Here is a 15,920-nt window from a genome sequence, read left to right as displayed (position 1 = left end):
TTCGCTACGTTATCTAAATGTTCAGATTCTCAGCTAAACACTTTTGTTTTGTCCCAGCCTCTTCACCATAAGTAAAGGATCTCTAACGTTTCATTAACGTAAGGGATCCTTTACTCATTTTACTGCCCGTATAATTGACGTAACACATCTTCTCTTTGACGAAACATTCGCTCTAGAAAGACGTTAACAATCGTCTTCGATAAAACCGACTGATAGATAACTGTATCAACCATCTTCGTCCTATCACCATCACGTATAAACTGATGCTCATGGCGCCAATCGGTAAATAGAAATGGTAATGTTGTCGCGTGATCAATGAAACAAATAGGCTCTTCAACTTTTTCGAATAAAACACCCCACCTGAACGGAAAGCCGCACACACGTATTTTCAACGTCATAGAGCCACCTTCAACCATCTTTGTTGCTGAATCGACCTCAAGCTTTGGAAATTTACTTAATTTGGCTAAATTAATCGGCTCAGAAAAGAACTCCCAGACTACTTGAATTGGTGCATCTATTACCGTTTCATACGTAAAGACGTTCCCTCGTTCATTTTCAGGCATAAATATTCACGAGTAAGCCTTTAATTTCACCAACCATATTCAATATATCTAATCCTTTTTTTTGTTTATCAAGAACGGCATCTGTTAAATCAAGGAGCTTTCGATCAACTTCCTTAACGATTTTATAAATCTTCGTCCGACCTCGACGATTAAAGCCCCGTCGTTCCTCTAAACTTAAACCAAACTCCACAGCATCTTCCATAAATTCTTTCACAAGCTTTTTATATTTTCGTAATTCGTCAACTGTACGTGTTTCCGACAATACTTTCCCTTGGTCATCAATCTTTTGCATTAATGCCGAAAGTCGAGCATAGGCCTTTTCATTACGCTGCTTACCGATTACTTCCTTAAATGATACACTCGCTTCCGGTCCTTTAGGCTTCATGTCTGTTTTATTGATACCTGCTTTGCTGACTCGTTGAACATCCACGCTGTCCACCACCTTGTTCCCTTTTCATTAGTACGATTATACCAAATGATTCGTTATTCGTCTGTATATTAGAAAAACGCGATATTATCTTTTCTAAAAAGCGTTGCGCGGAGCCGTTAAAACGGTTTGAAGTTTTTATGAAAGTGGAGTTCTTTCATAAAACTTGCGAAGCCAACGCCACTTGCGAATTCGCCTACATCTTCCTCAAATCTTTCCTAACTTACTTCTGTGACATTTATAAAATCTGATTCTACGAAAAAGAAAGAGACATTCCTAGAACTTGACTCTAGGAGATGCCTCCTTTACTCGTTGTATTATTGTAAAAGCTGAAGTACACCTTGTGGTAATTGGTTCGCTTGTGCTAACATCGCTGTCGCAGATTGGTTCAAAATATTATTACGTGTGAATTCTGTCATTTCAAGCGCCATATCCGCATCACGAATACGAGACTCAGATGCTGTTAAATTCTCATGAGTGACTTGTAAATTGTTAATGGTATGCTCAAGACGGTTTTGAACAGCACCAAGCTTAGCACGTGCATCAGACAAGCGATTCACAGCTTGGTCTAATGCAAAAATCGCTTGATTAGCTGCTTCGTTCGTTAATACATTAACGTTTTCGATATTTAATGTAACAACATCCATTTTTGGAATATCAATCATAACGTTTTGATTCGTATTCGGGCCAATTTGGAATGATAAGGCATTGTTTGTAATCGTGAATTCAAGTGTTTCATTTTCTACGATAGACGTGTTAAATTGATATTCAACCCCACCATGCTTAAACAATCCATTCGTAGATGTTAATTCACGTGGTGATTTAATCGGATTACCATCCGCATCATTTAATGTAATCGTCGCCGTAGCCTCCATTTTTACTTTTACCGTTCCAGCAGAATCGATTTTTTCAGTGTTGATCGTGATACCGAAAATGTCCATTTCTTCATCGCCAGAATCTCCAATACCGACTACCTTCGTTCCGATTGGTAAGCCATCTGGATCAAGAATTTCAATCTCCGCATCTTCATTTGGACGAACGTCTCGAATACGAATCGTATACTCACCGAACTTCATTTCTTCATCAGCATCTGTAGCAGGAAAGTTTGTAAACTTAATGTCAGGCTGCGGGGCTGTTGTCCCTAAACCTGCTGCTGGTTGAGTAATTTCATAATACTCTTCAACATCTCCTACTGCCACTTGGTAATTTCCTGATTTAAAATTAGCATCTGTCACGACCGGATAACCTTGTAAATTAATATTGTTTCCTGTTTGGTCATACGTCGTCATTACCGCACTATAACCATTCAATAGCTTTCTCGTATTAAACTCTGTCTTCTCAGAAATATCATCAATCTCTAGCTTCAATTGATCGATTTCCTTTTGGATCTGCTCGCGATCGTATTCCGTATTTGTGTCGTTTGCTGCTTGTACCGCTAGTTCACGCATGCGTTGTAACATTGTATGTACTTCTTGCATCGCACCTTCAGACGTTTGCATTAAAGAAATCCCGTCCATCGCATTACGCTCAGCCATTTTTAAACCACGAATTTGTGAACGCATTTTTTCGGAAATCGCTAGCCCTGCCGCATCGTCAGCAGCACGGTTAATTCGTAGGCCGGAAGATAGCTTTTCTAAGTTTTTCGATGTGCTAAATTGGTTTGCATGAAGATTACGATACGCATTTAACGCTTGAATATTGTTGTTAATTTTCATTGTCCATTCTCCTTTTTATGACTCATACATCGAAGTCGATTCATAGGCTTGAGCTTTTTGCTTAACAAGTGATGATTGTGGATCTTTCTTCACCTTCATCGCCTCATTCCAAGCTGACATAATCGATTCCACAATTTGGATCACTTCACGTATGATTTCATTGTCTTTTTTATAATTGGCTTCTATAATCTTGTCTGCAATATAATTGTAAACTTGATCAAGTTGATCGGCTACGATTCCAGCCTCATAGTTTAAGCCTGCTCCTAACCGATAGACGATATCGCCTGCTTTTTTTAATTTTTCATTTGCTTCAATAAATTCTTTCCGTTCATTATGTGCAAGCGCCTCTTCTAAGTTCGTTAAAGCCGCTTCATATAATAAGGCCGTAATTTGCTCCGGTGACTTTTGATGAAGCGCTTCGTTCGTGAGGAATGCAGTCAATGTTTCCACCTCCGCTCTCTCATTATTACTATCGGTAAGTTTTTTCATAATGTTTAATAGTTTTTCTCCATTTCTTCTATTAATAATAAAACCTCTGCCATAATCGAATAGAGTTGTGGAGGAATATTATCTCCTAGATCCATATCTAGTAAATTTTCAACTAGTAATGGGTCCTCTTGCATATGAATGTCGTTTTGCTTAGCAATATCAATTATTTGACTGGCGACTTGACCTTTCCCATGAGCGACAACCTTTGGTGTATCCTCATCATGATCGTAGCGAATCACTGCTGCTGAAGGTCCATTTATCAGCTTTCGTTGCTTATGATTAATATGCTTGGAAATAATCATACTTTATAATCAAATCCTTTCTCCGTAAATGTCGCTCTTTGCTGTGGTTCATCGACTTCTTTGTTTTTTTCTTTGTCCTTTTCCTCTTGTAAATGCGAAAAGTGTATCCCCTTAATATTAAAACCAAGCTCCCCAAGCTTATCAATCGATTGTTGGACAAAAGGCTCCATTCTCGCCTGAAAGTCCTGTTGATCATTTTTTAACGTGACAGATAATTGACGATCCTTTACCGAAACGAGAATACCAATATCCCCCATCTTAGGTGTTTGCATTAAGAAATAGATACTACAATTCTCCCAATCTACTTGCTCGCCTTCATTACGAGAGTTAACAAATACTTTTAAGTTCTCCACTTTCTCTTCCAATAAAAAGGGTAACTGAAAGAATAAGCTTTGCATATTCTGCTGATCAGACCGACTTAATAGCTGTTGTCCAGTAAGGTTATTTAACGCTTGGCTTGCAAGCTGATTGGCACGTGTCCCCTCTTCTTCTCCACGCGCAAGCTGCATTAACAATGATTTGAGATTCTGTTGTTGTTCATGCGTATGCTCACGGTTACCTGAGGCAAATTGTTGTGCTAATTCACTATCACGATTTAAACCAAGACTACGAATTAATTCAAGCATAGCTCGAGGTGATGGTTCAGTCGGTATCGGCCTTATCGTTTCAGAGAGCTGCCTCGGGCCGTTTTGCTCAGGCAATTGCATATTTCGAATCGCTTCTTCCCTAGCAGCCGTATAATGCTTAACCTTTGTTTCAGAAGGTTGAAAATGAACTTTTTCAATGAGCTGACTTACTTCTCTAACGATTTGATTTGCTTCTCGATAAGAGCCTTTCGCTAATAATTGCTTGGCTTCGGCTAAACGATTACTCGCTTGCATTAATTCTCTTTCTGTTTTCATATCTGTAAAGAGCATCATTTCACTTTTTAAGATCGCATTGTCTAACCTTTTAATCGTCTTTTCAAGCATTGGTTTCGCCTGTTGCTGTGCTTGGCTGCGAAACTGTTCAATCAATCTAGCTGTTTGATCTAACGTTCGATGTAGGTCTCTTTGAAATTGTTTAAAATCTGCCGTTAATTGCGCCATTCTTTCTGTCACTGTCGTAACTGCTATCATTTTGTTTGCAAATTGCTGACTCGTTTGAAATTGCTCATTTTGAACATAGATCGATTCTCTACTCGACGGTGTTGGTTGAGATGGTTGTTCGAGTTGCTGCAAAGACTGAGCGACCTCTTGCCTTGCCTTCATCTCTCTTCCTAACTGTTCTGTTTGTTGCGCTGCAACTATTTGTTGCTTAATATCATTCTTTACCGCTTCGGGTAACGGGTTATTTTCTACCTGAGTCTGGATTTGCTCAATCGCTCGTTGAAAATTCGGTTCTGTTTGCAATGAACGTAACGCTTGCTCAACAAATTGCTGAATGACATTGGATAATGTTCCTTGCGAGTTCATTTGAGTATTCAACATCGCCGCTTCAGCAGCATTTGATTGTGAGAGGATCATCGCAATTTGCTGGATCGCTTGTTCAGGTCTTCCTTGACTCAAATAATGACGTACACCTTCAACTAATTGCTGCACTTGTTGTATCGTGAATGAGGTACGATTCTCGTTCGTGAGTAAAGCGTGTAATCTTTCTCCAGCTCGACCTGTATCCGATGTCGATTCGATCAATCGCAATACTTGTTGGGTAATATCTTGGTTTGTTGCTGCATGAGATTGATTATGAGAACTAGATCGATCCGCTTGAGACAAAGCTTGCATGACACGTTCATTTGCTACCTGCTGTAGCTGTATGGATTGTCGAATATCTCGATTAAGTTGATCACGATTTGGTAACTCCATTTGAGTTAGCCTCTGACGTACTTCCTCGGTTATGCCACGTTCTTGTATTTGTTGTCGTATTGAACTAAATTCCTTTGATTGTGGCAAGGCTTGAAGAATTCGATCGATTGCAGCTTGCTGCAGCTGTCTTGCTTCTTTCGATAAACGCTCCGCTGCTTGTGAACCTTCAGAAGATTGACTCGTTTGTTGTTGCATTCGTATAAGTCTTTCAATCGCTTGTCTAGGATCAGATTGAAGGAGTTGACGTATTTCTTCAACGTGAGCTCTCTGCCCTTGTACTGATTGTGAAGAATGCTCTCTAGCAGGAGGTTTCATTTCTTGGTTTAGTTCTCGCGCAAGATCGGTTAAGACTTGGTTTAAAGGTCTCCCGTGTAGAGCTTCATCAACAGCACGCAAATGACTTGGCGTTATGTCAAGCCTTTTATTTGCTATAGCTTGAATCGTTTGCAAGCGGTCATCCGCATTCCCTGTTTGTATAAATTGTTGTAAGTCACGAACAGCAGTTCTATTTAACGAAGCACCTTGTTCATGTAAAATCATAGCAGCCCTTGTCAATTCGCGACTAGGTTGCTGTACACCTAATTGCTGCAACCTTTGTTGCATTTCACCTTGTCTACTTGTTAATGGACGATTTTGTCCCGATTGTCTAGTTTGCTCTTCTGCAACCTTCACCCGAATCGATTCTCCTCGATTCTCCGTTACCTGCACATGAACACGCTCTTTTGCCGGAAAGGAGCCTTCAAATGTTACAGAAACATCACGTCCTCTAATGGAAACAATGGCGTCACGTTCTCCTGTTCGCTCCTTTATTGTTGCTCTATAAACATCTCCCTCTCTTAATTGATTTTGACTTTCAAACTGTTTCGAAGAAGACGTCATTTGCTGTTGAATTTGCATGTGCTTTCACCTCCGCACTCTTTCCTACTTACTATATCGGCAGATGTTAAGAAACTATTAATGCTTATCGTCATCATTCACTTTCTTCCTATATCCCTTTTGAACACTTGCATCTCCAAATTTTTTCTGAAGATCGATTAAGGTTTGCTGTAACCTTTCCTTTTTTTCGTCTTCCTTATAAGAGAATAAATCGAGTTGTTTATACGCATATTGTTGATCGATTAAATCATACGTACTAATGCCTAATAATCGAACTCGTTCCCCATTCCAAGCTTGCTCAAACATCCGTTTAGCTTCTTTTAATAGATCTTGCTCACTATGAATAGGGTCATCAAGCTTTTTACTCCTTGTAATCATTTTCCAATCAAAATAGCGAATTGTAATTTGAACTCCGTATGCACACACTTTTTTCTCATGTAATCTATGTTGTACTCGAACAGCTAATGTTGAAAATGTATCATGAATCACTTCACGATTTGCGGTATCGACGTGTAAGGTTTTAGAATGTCCAATTGATTTAAAGCGGCTATACGCATTAGGATCTACTTTTCGGTGATCAATCCCATTGGCCCTCTCCTGAAGCTTCAAACCGCGATCACCAAATTTTTTTAACAACAACTCTTTATCAGCCATTGCTAAATCACCGATTGTATAAATCGAAGTCTTTTTCCATTTTTCAACTGTTCGTCGTCCGATTCCGTGCATCTCCTCGATCGGCATTGGCCAAAGCACCTGAGGAACATCGCGTTTTCGTACGATCGTTATGCCATTTGGCTTCTTCATATCACTGGCCATCTTCGCTAGAAATTTATTTGGAGCGATTCCAATACTACAAGGTAATCTTAGCTCTTCGAATATTCGTTTTTGAATTTGTTTAGCTAAATGAACAGGGTGAATATCAGTCATATCCGTTACATCCATATATCCTTCGTCTATAGAAACTTGCTGTACGTTTGGTGTATACGATAATAAAATATCAAAAATCGCCTGTGATGCTTTGCGATAGGAATCACCATTTGGCGGGAGAACAATGAGCTCTGGACAAAGCTTCTTCGCCTGCCAAATCGGCATCGTTGTTTTTATTCCTTTAGCACGTGCTTCATATGTACTCGTCACAATAATTCCTTTACGCTCTTTTGGATTTCCAGCAATGGCTAACGGTTTTCCTGACAGCGATGGATCTTTAGCAACTTCAACAGATGCAAAGAAGCTGTTCATGTCTAAGTGAAAAATGACTCTAGCAAGCAAATCGTTCTCCTCCTTTCTTTTTCAATAACGAATGATATTCAAAAAGTTGATGTTTTCCTTAAACTTCTATAAGCTGAGAAAAGAGAGTATGTTTATACAAATTGAGAGGTGAGTGTTCACATGACGAAACAAACTTCATACAATCATCTTTTTCAACAAGTATATCAAATCCAAACTCATTCAGCCTCAAAGCAAAAAAAATCACCAACAATAGCTGAACTAGCTGCGATTGTCGGTGATACTGAAGAACATATATTAGAATGCCTTGAGTTTGGGAAAGACGTTCTTTATCATTAATTCTTGCTTGTATTCGTTGCAACTTCTTTAATAATAGCCACTACAGCTTCTGATAATTTTACTAACTCACCGATCGGCATTCGTTCATTCTTTGTATGTATTTCTTCATAGCCGACAGCTAAATTAACCGTTGGGACGCCATGACCAGCAAAAACATTCGCGTCGCTACCACCACCACTTTGTAACAAATGAACGTCTCTACCTATTTCAGCCATCGCTTTTTTGGCAACCTTTACGACTATGTCATCGTCACTAAGCTTAAACCCTGGATACATTACGTCTATATCTACTTCAGCCTTAGCACCGTATTTTGCAGCCGTTTCTTCAAATGCCTGCTTCATTTTTTCAACTTGCTTTTCCATTTTTTCTTGAATGAGCGAACGTGCTTCTGCCACAATTGTTACGTGATCACATACAATGTTTGTTTGCGTACCACCTTCAAACCGACCAATATTAGCTGTCGTCTCTTCATCTATTCTGCCCAGTGGCATTTTTGAAATAGCTTTTGCAGCAACCGTTATAGCTGATATCCCTTTTTCTGGTGCTACCCCGGCATGAGCGGTTTTCCCTAAAATCGTTGCACTTATTTTTGCTTGCGTAGGAGCTGCCACAATAATGTTTCCTACTTGACCATCACTATCTAGAGCAAACCCAAACTTTGCCTTCATATCGTTTGGATTCATTTCCTTCGCTCCAACTAGACCTGATTCTTCTCCAGCAGTAATGATAAATTGAATAAGTCCATGTTCAATTTTATGTTCCTTTAGTACTCGTAACGCCTCAAACATAGCCGCAATACCCGCTTTATCATCTGCCCCTAAAATTGTCGTCCCATCAGTGACAACATACCCATTTTCTATTTTAGGCTTAATTCCTTTACCGGGCACAACGGTGTCCATATGAGAGGTAAAATAGATCGGTGTCGCTTCCTTTTTTGAGCCTCTAGTGTGCAAATTAAGTTACCAGCTCCATGCCCCGTTCTACTTGCTGAGTCATCCTCCACGACAGAGACACCTAATTGTTGAAATTTCTTTTTTAATACTGGTGCAATGAATTGTTCCTCTTTTGTTTCTGAATCAATTTGAACAAGCTCTAAAAACTCTTTAACTAATCGTTGTTCATTTACCATAGGTCGTGAACCTCCTTTTTTTCCTTTATTATCGTAACGCTGTCGCTTTAAAACAGCAAGTTATAACCGTTTTTCTCCATTTCCAACAGCTACTACTTTAAACCCTCTTGTCCTTTCAACGAGTAACAAGTAAAATAGACGTATAGACTTGATAGCGATTATGCCATAAGTATGTTTAAGAGGAGGGGTCAGTATGCCACGTAAATTCCAGAAGCTCATTATATATATTATGATCATTACGATGGTTCTAGGAACACTTTTAATGGGAGTATCGATCTTCTAATTATTATCATCATATCGCAAAAGGGGGAGTCCTTATTAGGGCATCCCCTTTTCCATTGTTGAGTATTAAATAGCTCCATGCTCTTTCGCTAATTCCACTACTTCTATCCCTCGTTGATCGGTAATTAACAACTTGGTTCCTAATGGTATTTGTTGAAATAGTTCCTCTACATGTTCATTGGCCATTCTAATACAACCTGCAGTAACAGCCTGTCCAATTAGATCAGGTCGATTTGTACCGTGAATGCCAAATATACGTCCATCCGTATCATTCGCATCAAAACCGATCCAGCGTGATCCTAGTGGATTTTCAGGTGACCCACCTTCTATATTTAACTTACGATAATACGGATCTTTCGCTTTTACAATAATTTGAAAAAGGCCAATGGGTGTCTCATCGCCATCTTTTCCAATTGCAATTGGGTACGTTGACTGAACTTTACTTTCATGTATATAAGAAATTTCCTTCTCTGAAATATTCACTACTAAAAACGGGTCTCCCACTGTCGGATTCTCTCCTAAAGGCCATATAGGCGAAACTGCAAGTACCGTTAAGAAAAAGAAGCAAAATGATCTCACTATAAACAACCCCTTTTTTTCTATAGTGTAATCATTACAGTTTCTTCTTATCCAACTCATTCCACAAACGATCTTTAATATGCAAATATTCAGCTAGTTCATTCATAATATAAAATAACGATGCGCGAATTTCGAATTCCTCACGCGTTTTTGGGAGATCTGTTTTTTGAAATCCTTTCTTAATGTCCTCAAGCCTATCTAAGAAATAAGGAACTTGATTAGCTGGACTAATTGCTGCACCTAATTCCTCCAGAAAATCTGCAAGTACGACATTTTGTTCATACGTCTGATCAATAGAGGATATATAAGGCATAAGCCTCTCAAGTAACTCAAATTGCTTTTCCCTCATTTTAAAATAATAGTAATAACGATCTTCATATCGAAGGAAATGGTTATGTATATTAACAAGTGCTTCATTTTGTCCTGCTTTTAATAATTCATCAGTTTCGTATATTTCTTTCCCGTCCCAGTCACTCTCCCCATATCTTAAATAAACAGCCAATTCAAAAAAGATTTTCTTAAAGTGCGTTTCGATTTCTTTATGATAATGACGAAGCTTCCTTTCACTACTTGGCATATAAGCATTCATAATTAAAGCGACCCCAACACCGATTATAATTAGTAGCAATTCATTTATAATTAAAGAAACCGTTACTTCTTGAGCTGTATACATATGCAAAATAATGACGGCGCTCGTGACAATCCCTTCTTCTACTTTCCACATGACTGCTAATGGGATAAACAGTACTAATACAACAGCTAAAGCCCACGGCGCGTAACCAATGAAACTAAAAACGATTGAGCTAACAACAAGCCCAATTAAACAAGCTGCAATTCGATACCATGATGCCTTTACAGAATCACGTTTCGTTGTCGAAATACAAAGTAAAGTCAAAATCGCCGCAGATCCATAAAAGTCTAAATTCAGCATTTGTGCTATGGCTACAGCTACTCCAGCTCCAATAGCCGTCTTTAATGTACGATATCCAATTCGGAATGGCATTCATTCGACTCCTTTACTGTTCAAACATGTGTCTCTATTATTACTTATATTTTATCATACGAAGCCATGATACATTCCAGCATGTATATATAATTTACGAAAACCGTACAACGATCTTTTTTTAATTCAATGAAAAAACTCGAATAATACGGTCTTTTAAAGACCTTTATTCGAGTTTTTATAATGATTCACAAAACTTTATCAAGGAATTCCTTTGCTCGATCGGAAGTAGGCGCTTCAAAAAACTGTTTTGGCGGTGTATCTTCAACTAGCATTCCTTGGTCAAGAAAGAGAACTCGATCGGCAACTTCTCGAGCAAAGCCCATTTCATGTGTAACAATAACCATCGTCATACCAGATTGAGCTAGCTGTTTCATGACATTCAGCACTTCCTTAACCATCTCAGGATCTAATGCAGACGTCGGCTCATCGAATAACATCACTTCAGGCTCCATCGCTAATGCCCGTGCAATCGCTACTCTCTGCTTCTGACCACCAGACAAACGACTAGGATATTCGCCACTTTTCTCCAATAACCCTACATCCTGAAGTAATTGTTTTGCTCTAGTTACAGCACTTTCTTTTTTTTCACCTTTTACGTTTTGAGGAGCATACGTAATGTTCTCAAGAACGGTCATATGAGGAAAAAGATGAAAATGCTGAAACACCATTCCGATTTGCTGTCTAACGATTCGGACGTCCGCTTTAGGGTTTGTCAATTCCATTTCTCCGATCCAAACTTGACCTGAGGTAGGCTTTTCTAATAAATTCAAGCAACGCAAAAAGGTAGACTTCCCTGAGCCTGAAGGACCAATCACAGCAACGACATCACCTTGTTCTATTTCTGTTGAGATCCCTTTTAACACTTCCATTTGCTGAAACGATTTATATAAATTCTCAACTTTAATCACTGCGTTGCAACCTCCTCTCAATAAACCGGCCAATTAAAGTCAATCCCATCACAAGAATGTAATAGACTAGTCCAATTAATAGGAACGTTTCGAAATACGTATAGAGTTGAGCATTTACAATTTGAGCTCTTCTCATGAGGTCCATAACCCCAATAACAGACACAATGGCGGATTCCTTCGTTAAATTAATAAACTCATTAAAGAGAGCAGGTAATATGTTACGAAAGGCTTGAGGTAAAATAATGTGAAGCATCGTTTGTCTATAAGGAACGCCTAATGCATCAGCTGCTTCTTGCTGTCCCTTATCAACCGCTTGAATTCCTGCACGAATAATTTCTGAAACGTACGCAGCCGAATTTAAACCAAAAGCAAGAACTCCTGCTACATATGCACTAATATCAATTCCGAATTGAGGGACACCAAAATAAATGATTGACAACTGTAATATAAGAGGAGTACCACGAAAAATAGATGTATAAGCATTTGCTAAAAAGCGTAAAATCCCAAAACGTCCAATCTTAAAAATAGCTAATATGATTCCTAGCAATAAACCAATAATCAATGAAACACTAACAAATTGTAGTGTAACCCATATCCCTTCTAGGATAAAAGGAATATGGGGCACGATTCGATCAAAGCTCAAATCCATGCCCTCACCCCTTCCTTTAATCAATAATTGGTTTATTCATCTTCTGCATCAAACCATTCTAAAATAAGTTCATCCATCTTGCCATTTTCCATCATTTCAATTAGTTTTTCATTAAAAGGTTCTACTAATTCACTTTCTTTCGGAAAAGCAATAGCAGCTCCTAATTCCTCATCATCTTCTACTGGCACTTCAAAACTCATTAATCCTTCTTGAGCTCCTAGAAATCCTTCTGCAACTTTATCTTCCATTAGAATGGCATCAATACGTCCAGCTAATAACTCTTGAACAATTTCTGGAATACGATTTAATTTAACCACTTCAAACCCAAAATCATCAGCAATCGTTTCTGCTTCTTGCTCTTGAATTGACCCGAGCTGTACTGCCACAGTCTTTCCTTCTAAATCTTCCATCGTATGAATATCAGAATCTTCTGTTGTGACAATTAAATTTTTCGCTAAATAATAAATATCAGAGAAGTCAACACTTTGACTACGTTCATCATCTGGAGTCATCCCCGCCAATACAAAATCAATTCTTCCTGATTCTAAAGCTGGAATTAACGAATTAAAATCCATATCTTCAATTTCAAGTTCATATCCAAGCTCATCTGTAATATAACGAGCAATATCAATATCAAACCCAACAATTTCTCCTGTTGATGTATCAAACGATTCATATGGTGGATAATCAGCTGACGTTCCCATTACTAATGTTTCTGAATCATCCGAGCCACATGCAACTAACGCAAAACTAACGATCATTGTCATAACTAAGTACATGAATATTTTTTTCACTTTAAATCCCCCAACTTTTTCAATATAATAATTATACTTGTATATGCATATTAACACACAGCCTTTCAATTGCAAATACTTTTATAAACTCTTAATAAATACACGAAATATTTTATACTATTTTTATTTTCGGAATAATCAATTTAATTATTTTAATATATTTTTAACTATGTAAAAAGATGCTAATCTAAAACAAAAAAAGGTTGGGACAAAAGTATTTTCATAAATGAGAAACCGAACAAACACACAGTGGAGCACATTCACCGCTCCTGCAATATACTTCGCTTCATTTGCATATTGTTCAGATTCTCAGCTAAACACTTTGTTATGTCCCAACCTCTTATCTTATACAATCATGATGAAAACTATTATCTTCTATTCTAATCCACCTTCATCCATTGGCTCTTCCATTCCTGGGTCATTCATCCCTGGGTCATCTACTCCTGGCTCTCCTTCTACATCTCCACATGCTGCTAATACACTTACAGCTAACGCTCCTGCCGCTAATCCTGATAATAACTTTTTCATTATTTTTCTCCTCCTTTATATTCATCCATTTTGACTATAAGACTTCCTACTTTTACTCTAATCCACCTTCATCCATCGGCTCTTCCATTCCTGGATCATTCATCCCTGGGTCATCTACTCCTGGCTCTCCTTCTACATCTCCACATGCTGCCAATACACTTACAGCTAACGCTCCTGCCGCTAATCCTGATAATAACTTTTTCATATTCATCATGATTTCCTCCTTAAAATTTTATTTAATTGATTTGTGTTCATCTATCTATACCCACTATTTAATATTTAAAACAAAAGCTACCTAAAAAGTTAAGAATAAACTTATTAGGTAGCTTTTCTAGTTACTAGATTGGTAACATTCGATTATATTATTCTAATTCTAAATCTTCATCACCAATCGGCTCTTCATCTAGTCCTGGCTCTTCATCTAGTCCTGGCTCTTCATCTAGTCCTGGCTCTTCATCTAGTGCTGGTTCTTCACCTAAAGGATCTTCACCAACTGGATCTTCAATAGGCTCTTCATCTCCTACTGGATCGCCACCATCTACATCTTCTGGTGCTGGCTCGTCTCCACAAGCTGCTAAAACGCTAACTGAAAGCGCCCCCGCTAATAGTGTATAAAGAAATTTCTTGCTCATCTAAAATTCCTCCTTAAAATTGTTCGTGTTGGAATTTAATTTGATGTGCTTCCAACTAGTGCTCATTGTACAGAACAAATTTCTCGCTTTAAAGGGAATTGGGTCTATTTACAACCTTTCCCTTTTTCATTTGATATTTTTTCAATTTCTATCATGATTTTATAGGCAGATATGTAATTATGCCATTTTATACTTCTCTTTGGCGCTCAAACATAAAAAAGATACCACGCTGAGGTGATATCTTTTTGACTTATTCATCATCACAGCAACTTTTAAACACCTTTTAGAACATAGGTGGAAGGTGAGGTGGATTCGGTAAAGCCGTATTGTGCATATACGGTGGAGCTGGTTGTAGCCTCGGTTTCTTGCCAAGTGGCTTAGGGTTAGCAATATACGTAAACTCACCCAATCCATCCATACTTGGCCCTTGCGCCCAACGACCATGCTTACTTTCTGTTCCTCCTGATAAATCATAATAATCATATGCAACTTCATGCTTTTCTAACGAACGCGGAAACGTACTTGGTACAACAATGTTTTCTTTTTCTTCTAATTCGCATATTGCAGCATACCATTGGTTTTGATGCATCGTATCTCGTGCAATAAGCCATGATAGCATATCTTTGACACCATCATCGGTTGTCATCTCATATAATCGAACTGCTTGAAGACGCCCTTGAGATTCAGCTGTTAAATTCAGACGAAAATCAGCTAGTAAATTTCCACTTGCATTGATGTAACTAGCTGTCCAAGGATTCCCAACACTATCTACAGGCATAGCTCCAAGTCCAGCAACAATAGCGTGCTGAGGATTCATTCCGCCTAATATTGCTCCAACAACAGGGTCTTTAGCTGCTACTTCTTGATCTCCGACAGGAGCATTGTCTAACAAACGCGCGATCATCGTTGCTAACATTTCAACATGCGCTAGCTCCTCTGTACCTGTCGCAAGTAACAAATCTCTATATTTTTCTTCTCCTCTTGTATTCCATCCTTGAAATAAGTATTGTAAAGCAACGGAAATTTCACCAAATTGCCCTCCAAGTATTTCTTGCAACTTTTTTGCAAATATAGGGTCTGGCCTTATAGGCTTTGCATGATATTGAAGATTCTTTACATGATAAAACATTGTATCGACTCCTCTTCTTATTAGTCCCCTTTACACTATTCATACAAACGCCTATAGGTTACAACGTAGACTCTTACTGTATAACATACTAAGATCCTTGCAGTGTGCAAGGATCTTTTCGTATTTAATCATTGTATCGTTTTTGAACATATTAACACCGTATTCCTATTTAAAAATCTTTACTTTATTAATATCATTTTTGCTTTCGACAAAAGGTTGTGTTAAATGTGAGTCCGTTTGTAAAGAATCTTCAGGAGAATTAGTCTTTCTTAATGCATCAACTTTTCTATTTATATGATTATGAGATTCTTTGTACCGCTTCTCCTCTTCTTCAATAAATTTTTCTACTACCTTTTTAAATTTCGTGACCAATTCCTTGATTGCCTCCTTATCATTTTTTATAAATTGAAAAGGATACTTTTTTACCACCTTCTTAATAAACTTATCCACTACTTCTTGTTCAACTTTCATTTGATCACCTTCAATCAAGTTTTATGTTATC

General features: G+C 38.2%; 19 protein-coding genes and 1 pseudogene. 2 read left to right on the top strand and 18 right to left on the bottom strand.

What is annotated here, in order from left to right; translation table 11 throughout:
• Positions 1 to 119 precede the first annotated feature (119 nt).
• The 7 genes from JCM9152_RS09950 to JCM9152_RS09920 all read right to left on the bottom strand — a co-directional run bounded on the left by JCM9152_RS09950 (position 120) and on the right by JCM9152_RS09920 (position 7,485).
• Positions 120 to 563 carry an SRPBCC family protein gene (locus JCM9152_RS09950; protein WP_035343724.1) on the bottom strand — a complete coding sequence of 148 codons (444 nt, stop codon included), beginning with the start codon at positions 561 to 563 and terminating at the stop codon, positions 120 to 122.
• Positions 556 to 993 carry a YaaR family protein gene (locus JCM9152_RS09945; protein WP_035343722.1) on the bottom strand — a complete coding sequence of 146 codons (438 nt, stop codon included), beginning with the start codon at positions 991 to 993 and terminating at the stop codon, positions 556 to 558. Before JCM9152_RS09945 ends, JCM9152_RS09950 begins: the two co-directional genes overlap by 8 nt.
• 314 nt (positions 994 to 1,307) lie before the next feature.
• The gene (locus JCM9152_RS09940) at positions 1,308 to 2,705 is read right to left on the bottom strand and encodes a flagellin N-terminal helical domain-containing protein (protein ID WP_035343720.1); all 1,398 of its coding nucleotides are present in this window, start codon (positions 2,703 to 2,705) and stop codon (positions 1,308 to 1,310) included.
• A 15-nt stretch (positions 2,706 to 2,720) separates the two neighbouring features.
• Positions 2,721 to 3,155 carry a flagellar export chaperone FliS gene (locus tag JCM9152_RS09935; RefSeq protein WP_439644200.1) on the bottom strand — a complete coding sequence of 145 codons (435 nt, stop codon included), beginning with the start codon at positions 3,153 to 3,155 and terminating at the stop codon, positions 2,721 to 2,723.
• Positions 3,156 to 3,199: 44 nt separating this feature from the next.
• Positions 3,200 to 3,496, bottom strand: a complete 297-nt coding sequence (locus JCM9152_RS09930; protein WP_035343718.1) for an EscU/YscU/HrcU family type III secretion system export apparatus switch protein — start codon at positions 3,494 to 3,496, stop codon at positions 3,200 to 3,202.
• Positions 3,493 to 6,237, bottom strand: a complete 2,745-nt coding sequence (locus tag JCM9152_RS09925; protein WP_052015822.1) for a hypothetical protein — start codon at positions 6,235 to 6,237, stop codon at positions 3,493 to 3,495. Before JCM9152_RS09925 ends, JCM9152_RS09930 begins: the two co-directional genes overlap by 4 nt.
• Positions 6,238 to 6,294: 57 nt before the next feature.
• Positions 6,295 to 7,485: a DNA polymerase IV gene (locus JCM9152_RS09920; RefSeq protein ID WP_235715682.1), complete on the bottom strand. Its 1,191-nt coding sequence runs from the start codon at positions 7,483 to 7,485 to the stop codon at positions 6,295 to 6,297.
• A 120-nt stretch (positions 7,486 to 7,605) separates the two neighbouring features.
• Between JCM9152_RS09920 and JCM9152_RS22620 the strand changes: the two genes are divergently transcribed.
• A complete protein-coding gene (locus JCM9152_RS22620; RefSeq protein WP_156314988.1) occupies positions 7,606 to 7,782 on the top strand; it encodes a hypothetical protein in 177 nt (58 codons plus the stop codon).
• On the opposite strand, the pseudogene JCM9152_RS09915 reads toward JCM9152_RS22620, so the two are convergent.
• Positions 7,779 to 8,911, bottom strand: a pseudogene (locus JCM9152_RS09915) (M20/M25/M40 family metallo-hydrolase). The gene JCM9152_RS22620 and the pseudogene JCM9152_RS09915 overlap by 4 nt on opposite strands.
• Before the next feature lie 193 nt (positions 8,912 to 9,104).
• On the opposite strand from JCM9152_RS09915, the gene prli42 reads away from it, so the two are divergent.
• On the top strand, positions 9,105 to 9,194 hold the full coding sequence (gene prli42 / locus JCM9152_RS22615; RefSeq protein ID WP_156314987.1) for a stressosome-associated protein Prli42: 90 nt from the start codon (positions 9,105 to 9,107) through the stop codon (positions 9,192 to 9,194).
• A gap of 65 nt (positions 9,195 to 9,259) precedes the next feature.
• Here prli42 and JCM9152_RS09910 read toward each other — a convergent pair whose 3' ends face one another.
• The 10 genes from JCM9152_RS09910 to JCM9152_RS09875 all read right to left on the bottom strand — a co-directional run bounded on the left by JCM9152_RS09910 (position 9,260) and on the right by JCM9152_RS09875 (position 15,889).
• Positions 9,260 to 9,772 carry a L,D-transpeptidase gene (locus JCM9152_RS09910; protein WP_035343716.1) on the bottom strand — a complete coding sequence of 171 codons (513 nt, stop codon included), beginning with the start codon at positions 9,770 to 9,772 and terminating at the stop codon, positions 9,260 to 9,262.
• Positions 9,773 to 9,806: 34 nt separating this feature from the next.
• Positions 9,807 to 10,775, bottom strand: a complete 969-nt coding sequence (locus JCM9152_RS09905) for an aromatic acid exporter family protein (RefSeq protein WP_035343714.1) — start codon at positions 10,773 to 10,775, stop codon at positions 9,807 to 9,809.
• A gap of 188 nt (positions 10,776 to 10,963) precedes the next feature.
• Positions 10,964 to 11,686, bottom strand: coding sequence for an amino acid ABC transporter ATP-binding protein (locus JCM9152_RS09900; RefSeq protein ID WP_035343712.1), 723 nt, complete (start codon positions 11,684 to 11,686; stop codon positions 10,964 to 10,966).
• Positions 11,679 to 12,335, bottom strand: coding sequence for an amino acid ABC transporter permease (locus JCM9152_RS09895; RefSeq protein ID WP_035343710.1), 657 nt, complete (start codon positions 12,333 to 12,335; stop codon positions 11,679 to 11,681). The genes JCM9152_RS09900 and JCM9152_RS09895 overlap by 8 nt, the downstream gene beginning before the upstream one ends.
• A 32-nt stretch (positions 12,336 to 12,367) precedes the next feature.
• Positions 12,368 to 13,114: a transporter substrate-binding domain-containing protein gene (locus JCM9152_RS09890; protein ID WP_173402069.1), complete on the bottom strand. Its 747-nt coding sequence runs from the start codon at positions 13,112 to 13,114 to the stop codon at positions 12,368 to 12,370.
• Between the two features lie 390 nt (positions 13,115 to 13,504).
• A complete protein-coding gene (locus tag JCM9152_RS22610) occupies positions 13,505 to 13,657 on the bottom strand; it encodes a hypothetical protein (protein ID WP_158318431.1) in 153 nt (50 codons plus the stop codon).
• A 52-nt stretch (positions 13,658 to 13,709) separates the two neighbouring features.
• Positions 13,710 to 13,868, bottom strand: a complete 159-nt coding sequence (locus JCM9152_RS22605) for a hypothetical protein (protein ID WP_156314986.1) — start codon at positions 13,866 to 13,868, stop codon at positions 13,710 to 13,712.
• A gap of 151 nt (positions 13,869 to 14,019) precedes the next feature.
• Positions 14,020 to 14,289, bottom strand: a complete 270-nt coding sequence (locus JCM9152_RS09885; RefSeq protein WP_035343706.1) for a hypothetical protein — start codon at positions 14,287 to 14,289, stop codon at positions 14,020 to 14,022.
• A gap of 283 nt (positions 14,290 to 14,572) precedes the next feature.
• Positions 14,573 to 15,418 (bottom strand): manganese catalase, encoded by an 846-nt coding sequence (locus JCM9152_RS09880; RefSeq protein WP_035343704.1) that lies wholly within the window; start codon positions 15,416 to 15,418, stop codon positions 14,573 to 14,575.
• A 165-nt stretch (positions 15,419 to 15,583) separates the two neighbouring features.
• Positions 15,584 to 15,889: a hypothetical protein gene (locus tag JCM9152_RS09875; RefSeq protein WP_148296469.1), complete on the bottom strand. Its 306-nt coding sequence runs from the start codon at positions 15,887 to 15,889 to the stop codon at positions 15,584 to 15,586.
• Positions 15,890 to 15,920: the final 31 nt, after the last annotated feature.

It is taken from the genome of Halalkalibacter hemicellulosilyticusJCM 9152 (assembly GCF_000513115.1).
Classification (GTDB): domain Bacteria; phylum Bacillota; class Bacilli; order Bacillales; family Bacillaceae_D; genus Halalkalibacter; species Halalkalibacter hemicellulosilyticus.
The sequence above is the reverse complement of the archived record's forward strand: the minus strand, read 5'-3'. Positions and strand labels throughout refer to the sequence as shown.

Coding starts and splice junctions, on each gene's coding strand:
- JCM9152_RS09950 (WP_035343724.1), bottom strand. CDS start 563: ATGCCTGAAAATGAACGAGGGAACGTCTTTACGTATGAAACGGTAATA.
- JCM9152_RS09940 (WP_035343720.1), bottom strand. CDS start 2,705: ATGAAAATTAACAACAATATTCAAGCGTTAAATGCGTATCGTAATCTT.
- JCM9152_RS09930 (WP_035343718.1), bottom strand. CDS start 3,496: ATGATTATTTCCAAGCATATTAATCATAAGCAACGAAAGCTGATAAAT.
- JCM9152_RS09925 (WP_052015822.1), bottom strand. CDS start 6,237: ATGCAAATTCAACAGCAAATGACGTCTTCTTCGAAACAGTTTGAAAGT.
- JCM9152_RS22620 (WP_156314988.1), top strand. CDS start 7,606: ATGACGAAACAAACTTCATACAATCATCTTTTTCAACAAGTATATCAA.
- prli42 (WP_156314987.1), top strand. CDS start 9,105: ATGCCACGTAAATTCCAGAAGCTCATTATATATATTATGATCATTACG.
- JCM9152_RS09905 (WP_035343714.1), bottom strand. CDS start 10,775: ATGCCATTCCGAATTGGATATCGTACATTAAAGACGGCTATTGGAGCT.
- JCM9152_RS09895 (WP_035343710.1), bottom strand. CDS start 12,335: ATGGATTTGAGCTTTGATCGAATCGTGCCCCATATTCCTTTTATCCTA.
- JCM9152_RS09890 (WP_173402069.1), bottom strand. CDS start 13,114: ATGTACTTAGTTATGACAATGATCGTTAGTTTTGCGTTAGTTGCATGT.
- JCM9152_RS22610 (WP_158318431.1), bottom strand. CDS start 13,657: ATGAAAAAGTTATTATCAGGATTAGCGGCAGGAGCGTTAGCTGTAAGT.
- JCM9152_RS22605 (WP_156314986.1), bottom strand. CDS start 13,868: ATGAATATGAAAAAGTTATTATCAGGATTAGCGGCAGGAGCGTTAGCT.
- JCM9152_RS09885 (WP_035343706.1), bottom strand. CDS start 14,289: ATGAGCAAGAAATTTCTTTATACACTATTAGCGGGGGCGCTTTCAGTT.
- JCM9152_RS09880 (WP_035343704.1), bottom strand. CDS start 15,418: ATGTTTTATCATGTAAAGAATCTTCAATATCATGCAAAGCCTATAAGG.
- JCM9152_RS09875 (WP_148296469.1), bottom strand. CDS start 15,889: ATGAAAGTTGAACAAGAAGTAGTGGATAAGTTTATTAAGAAGGTGGTA.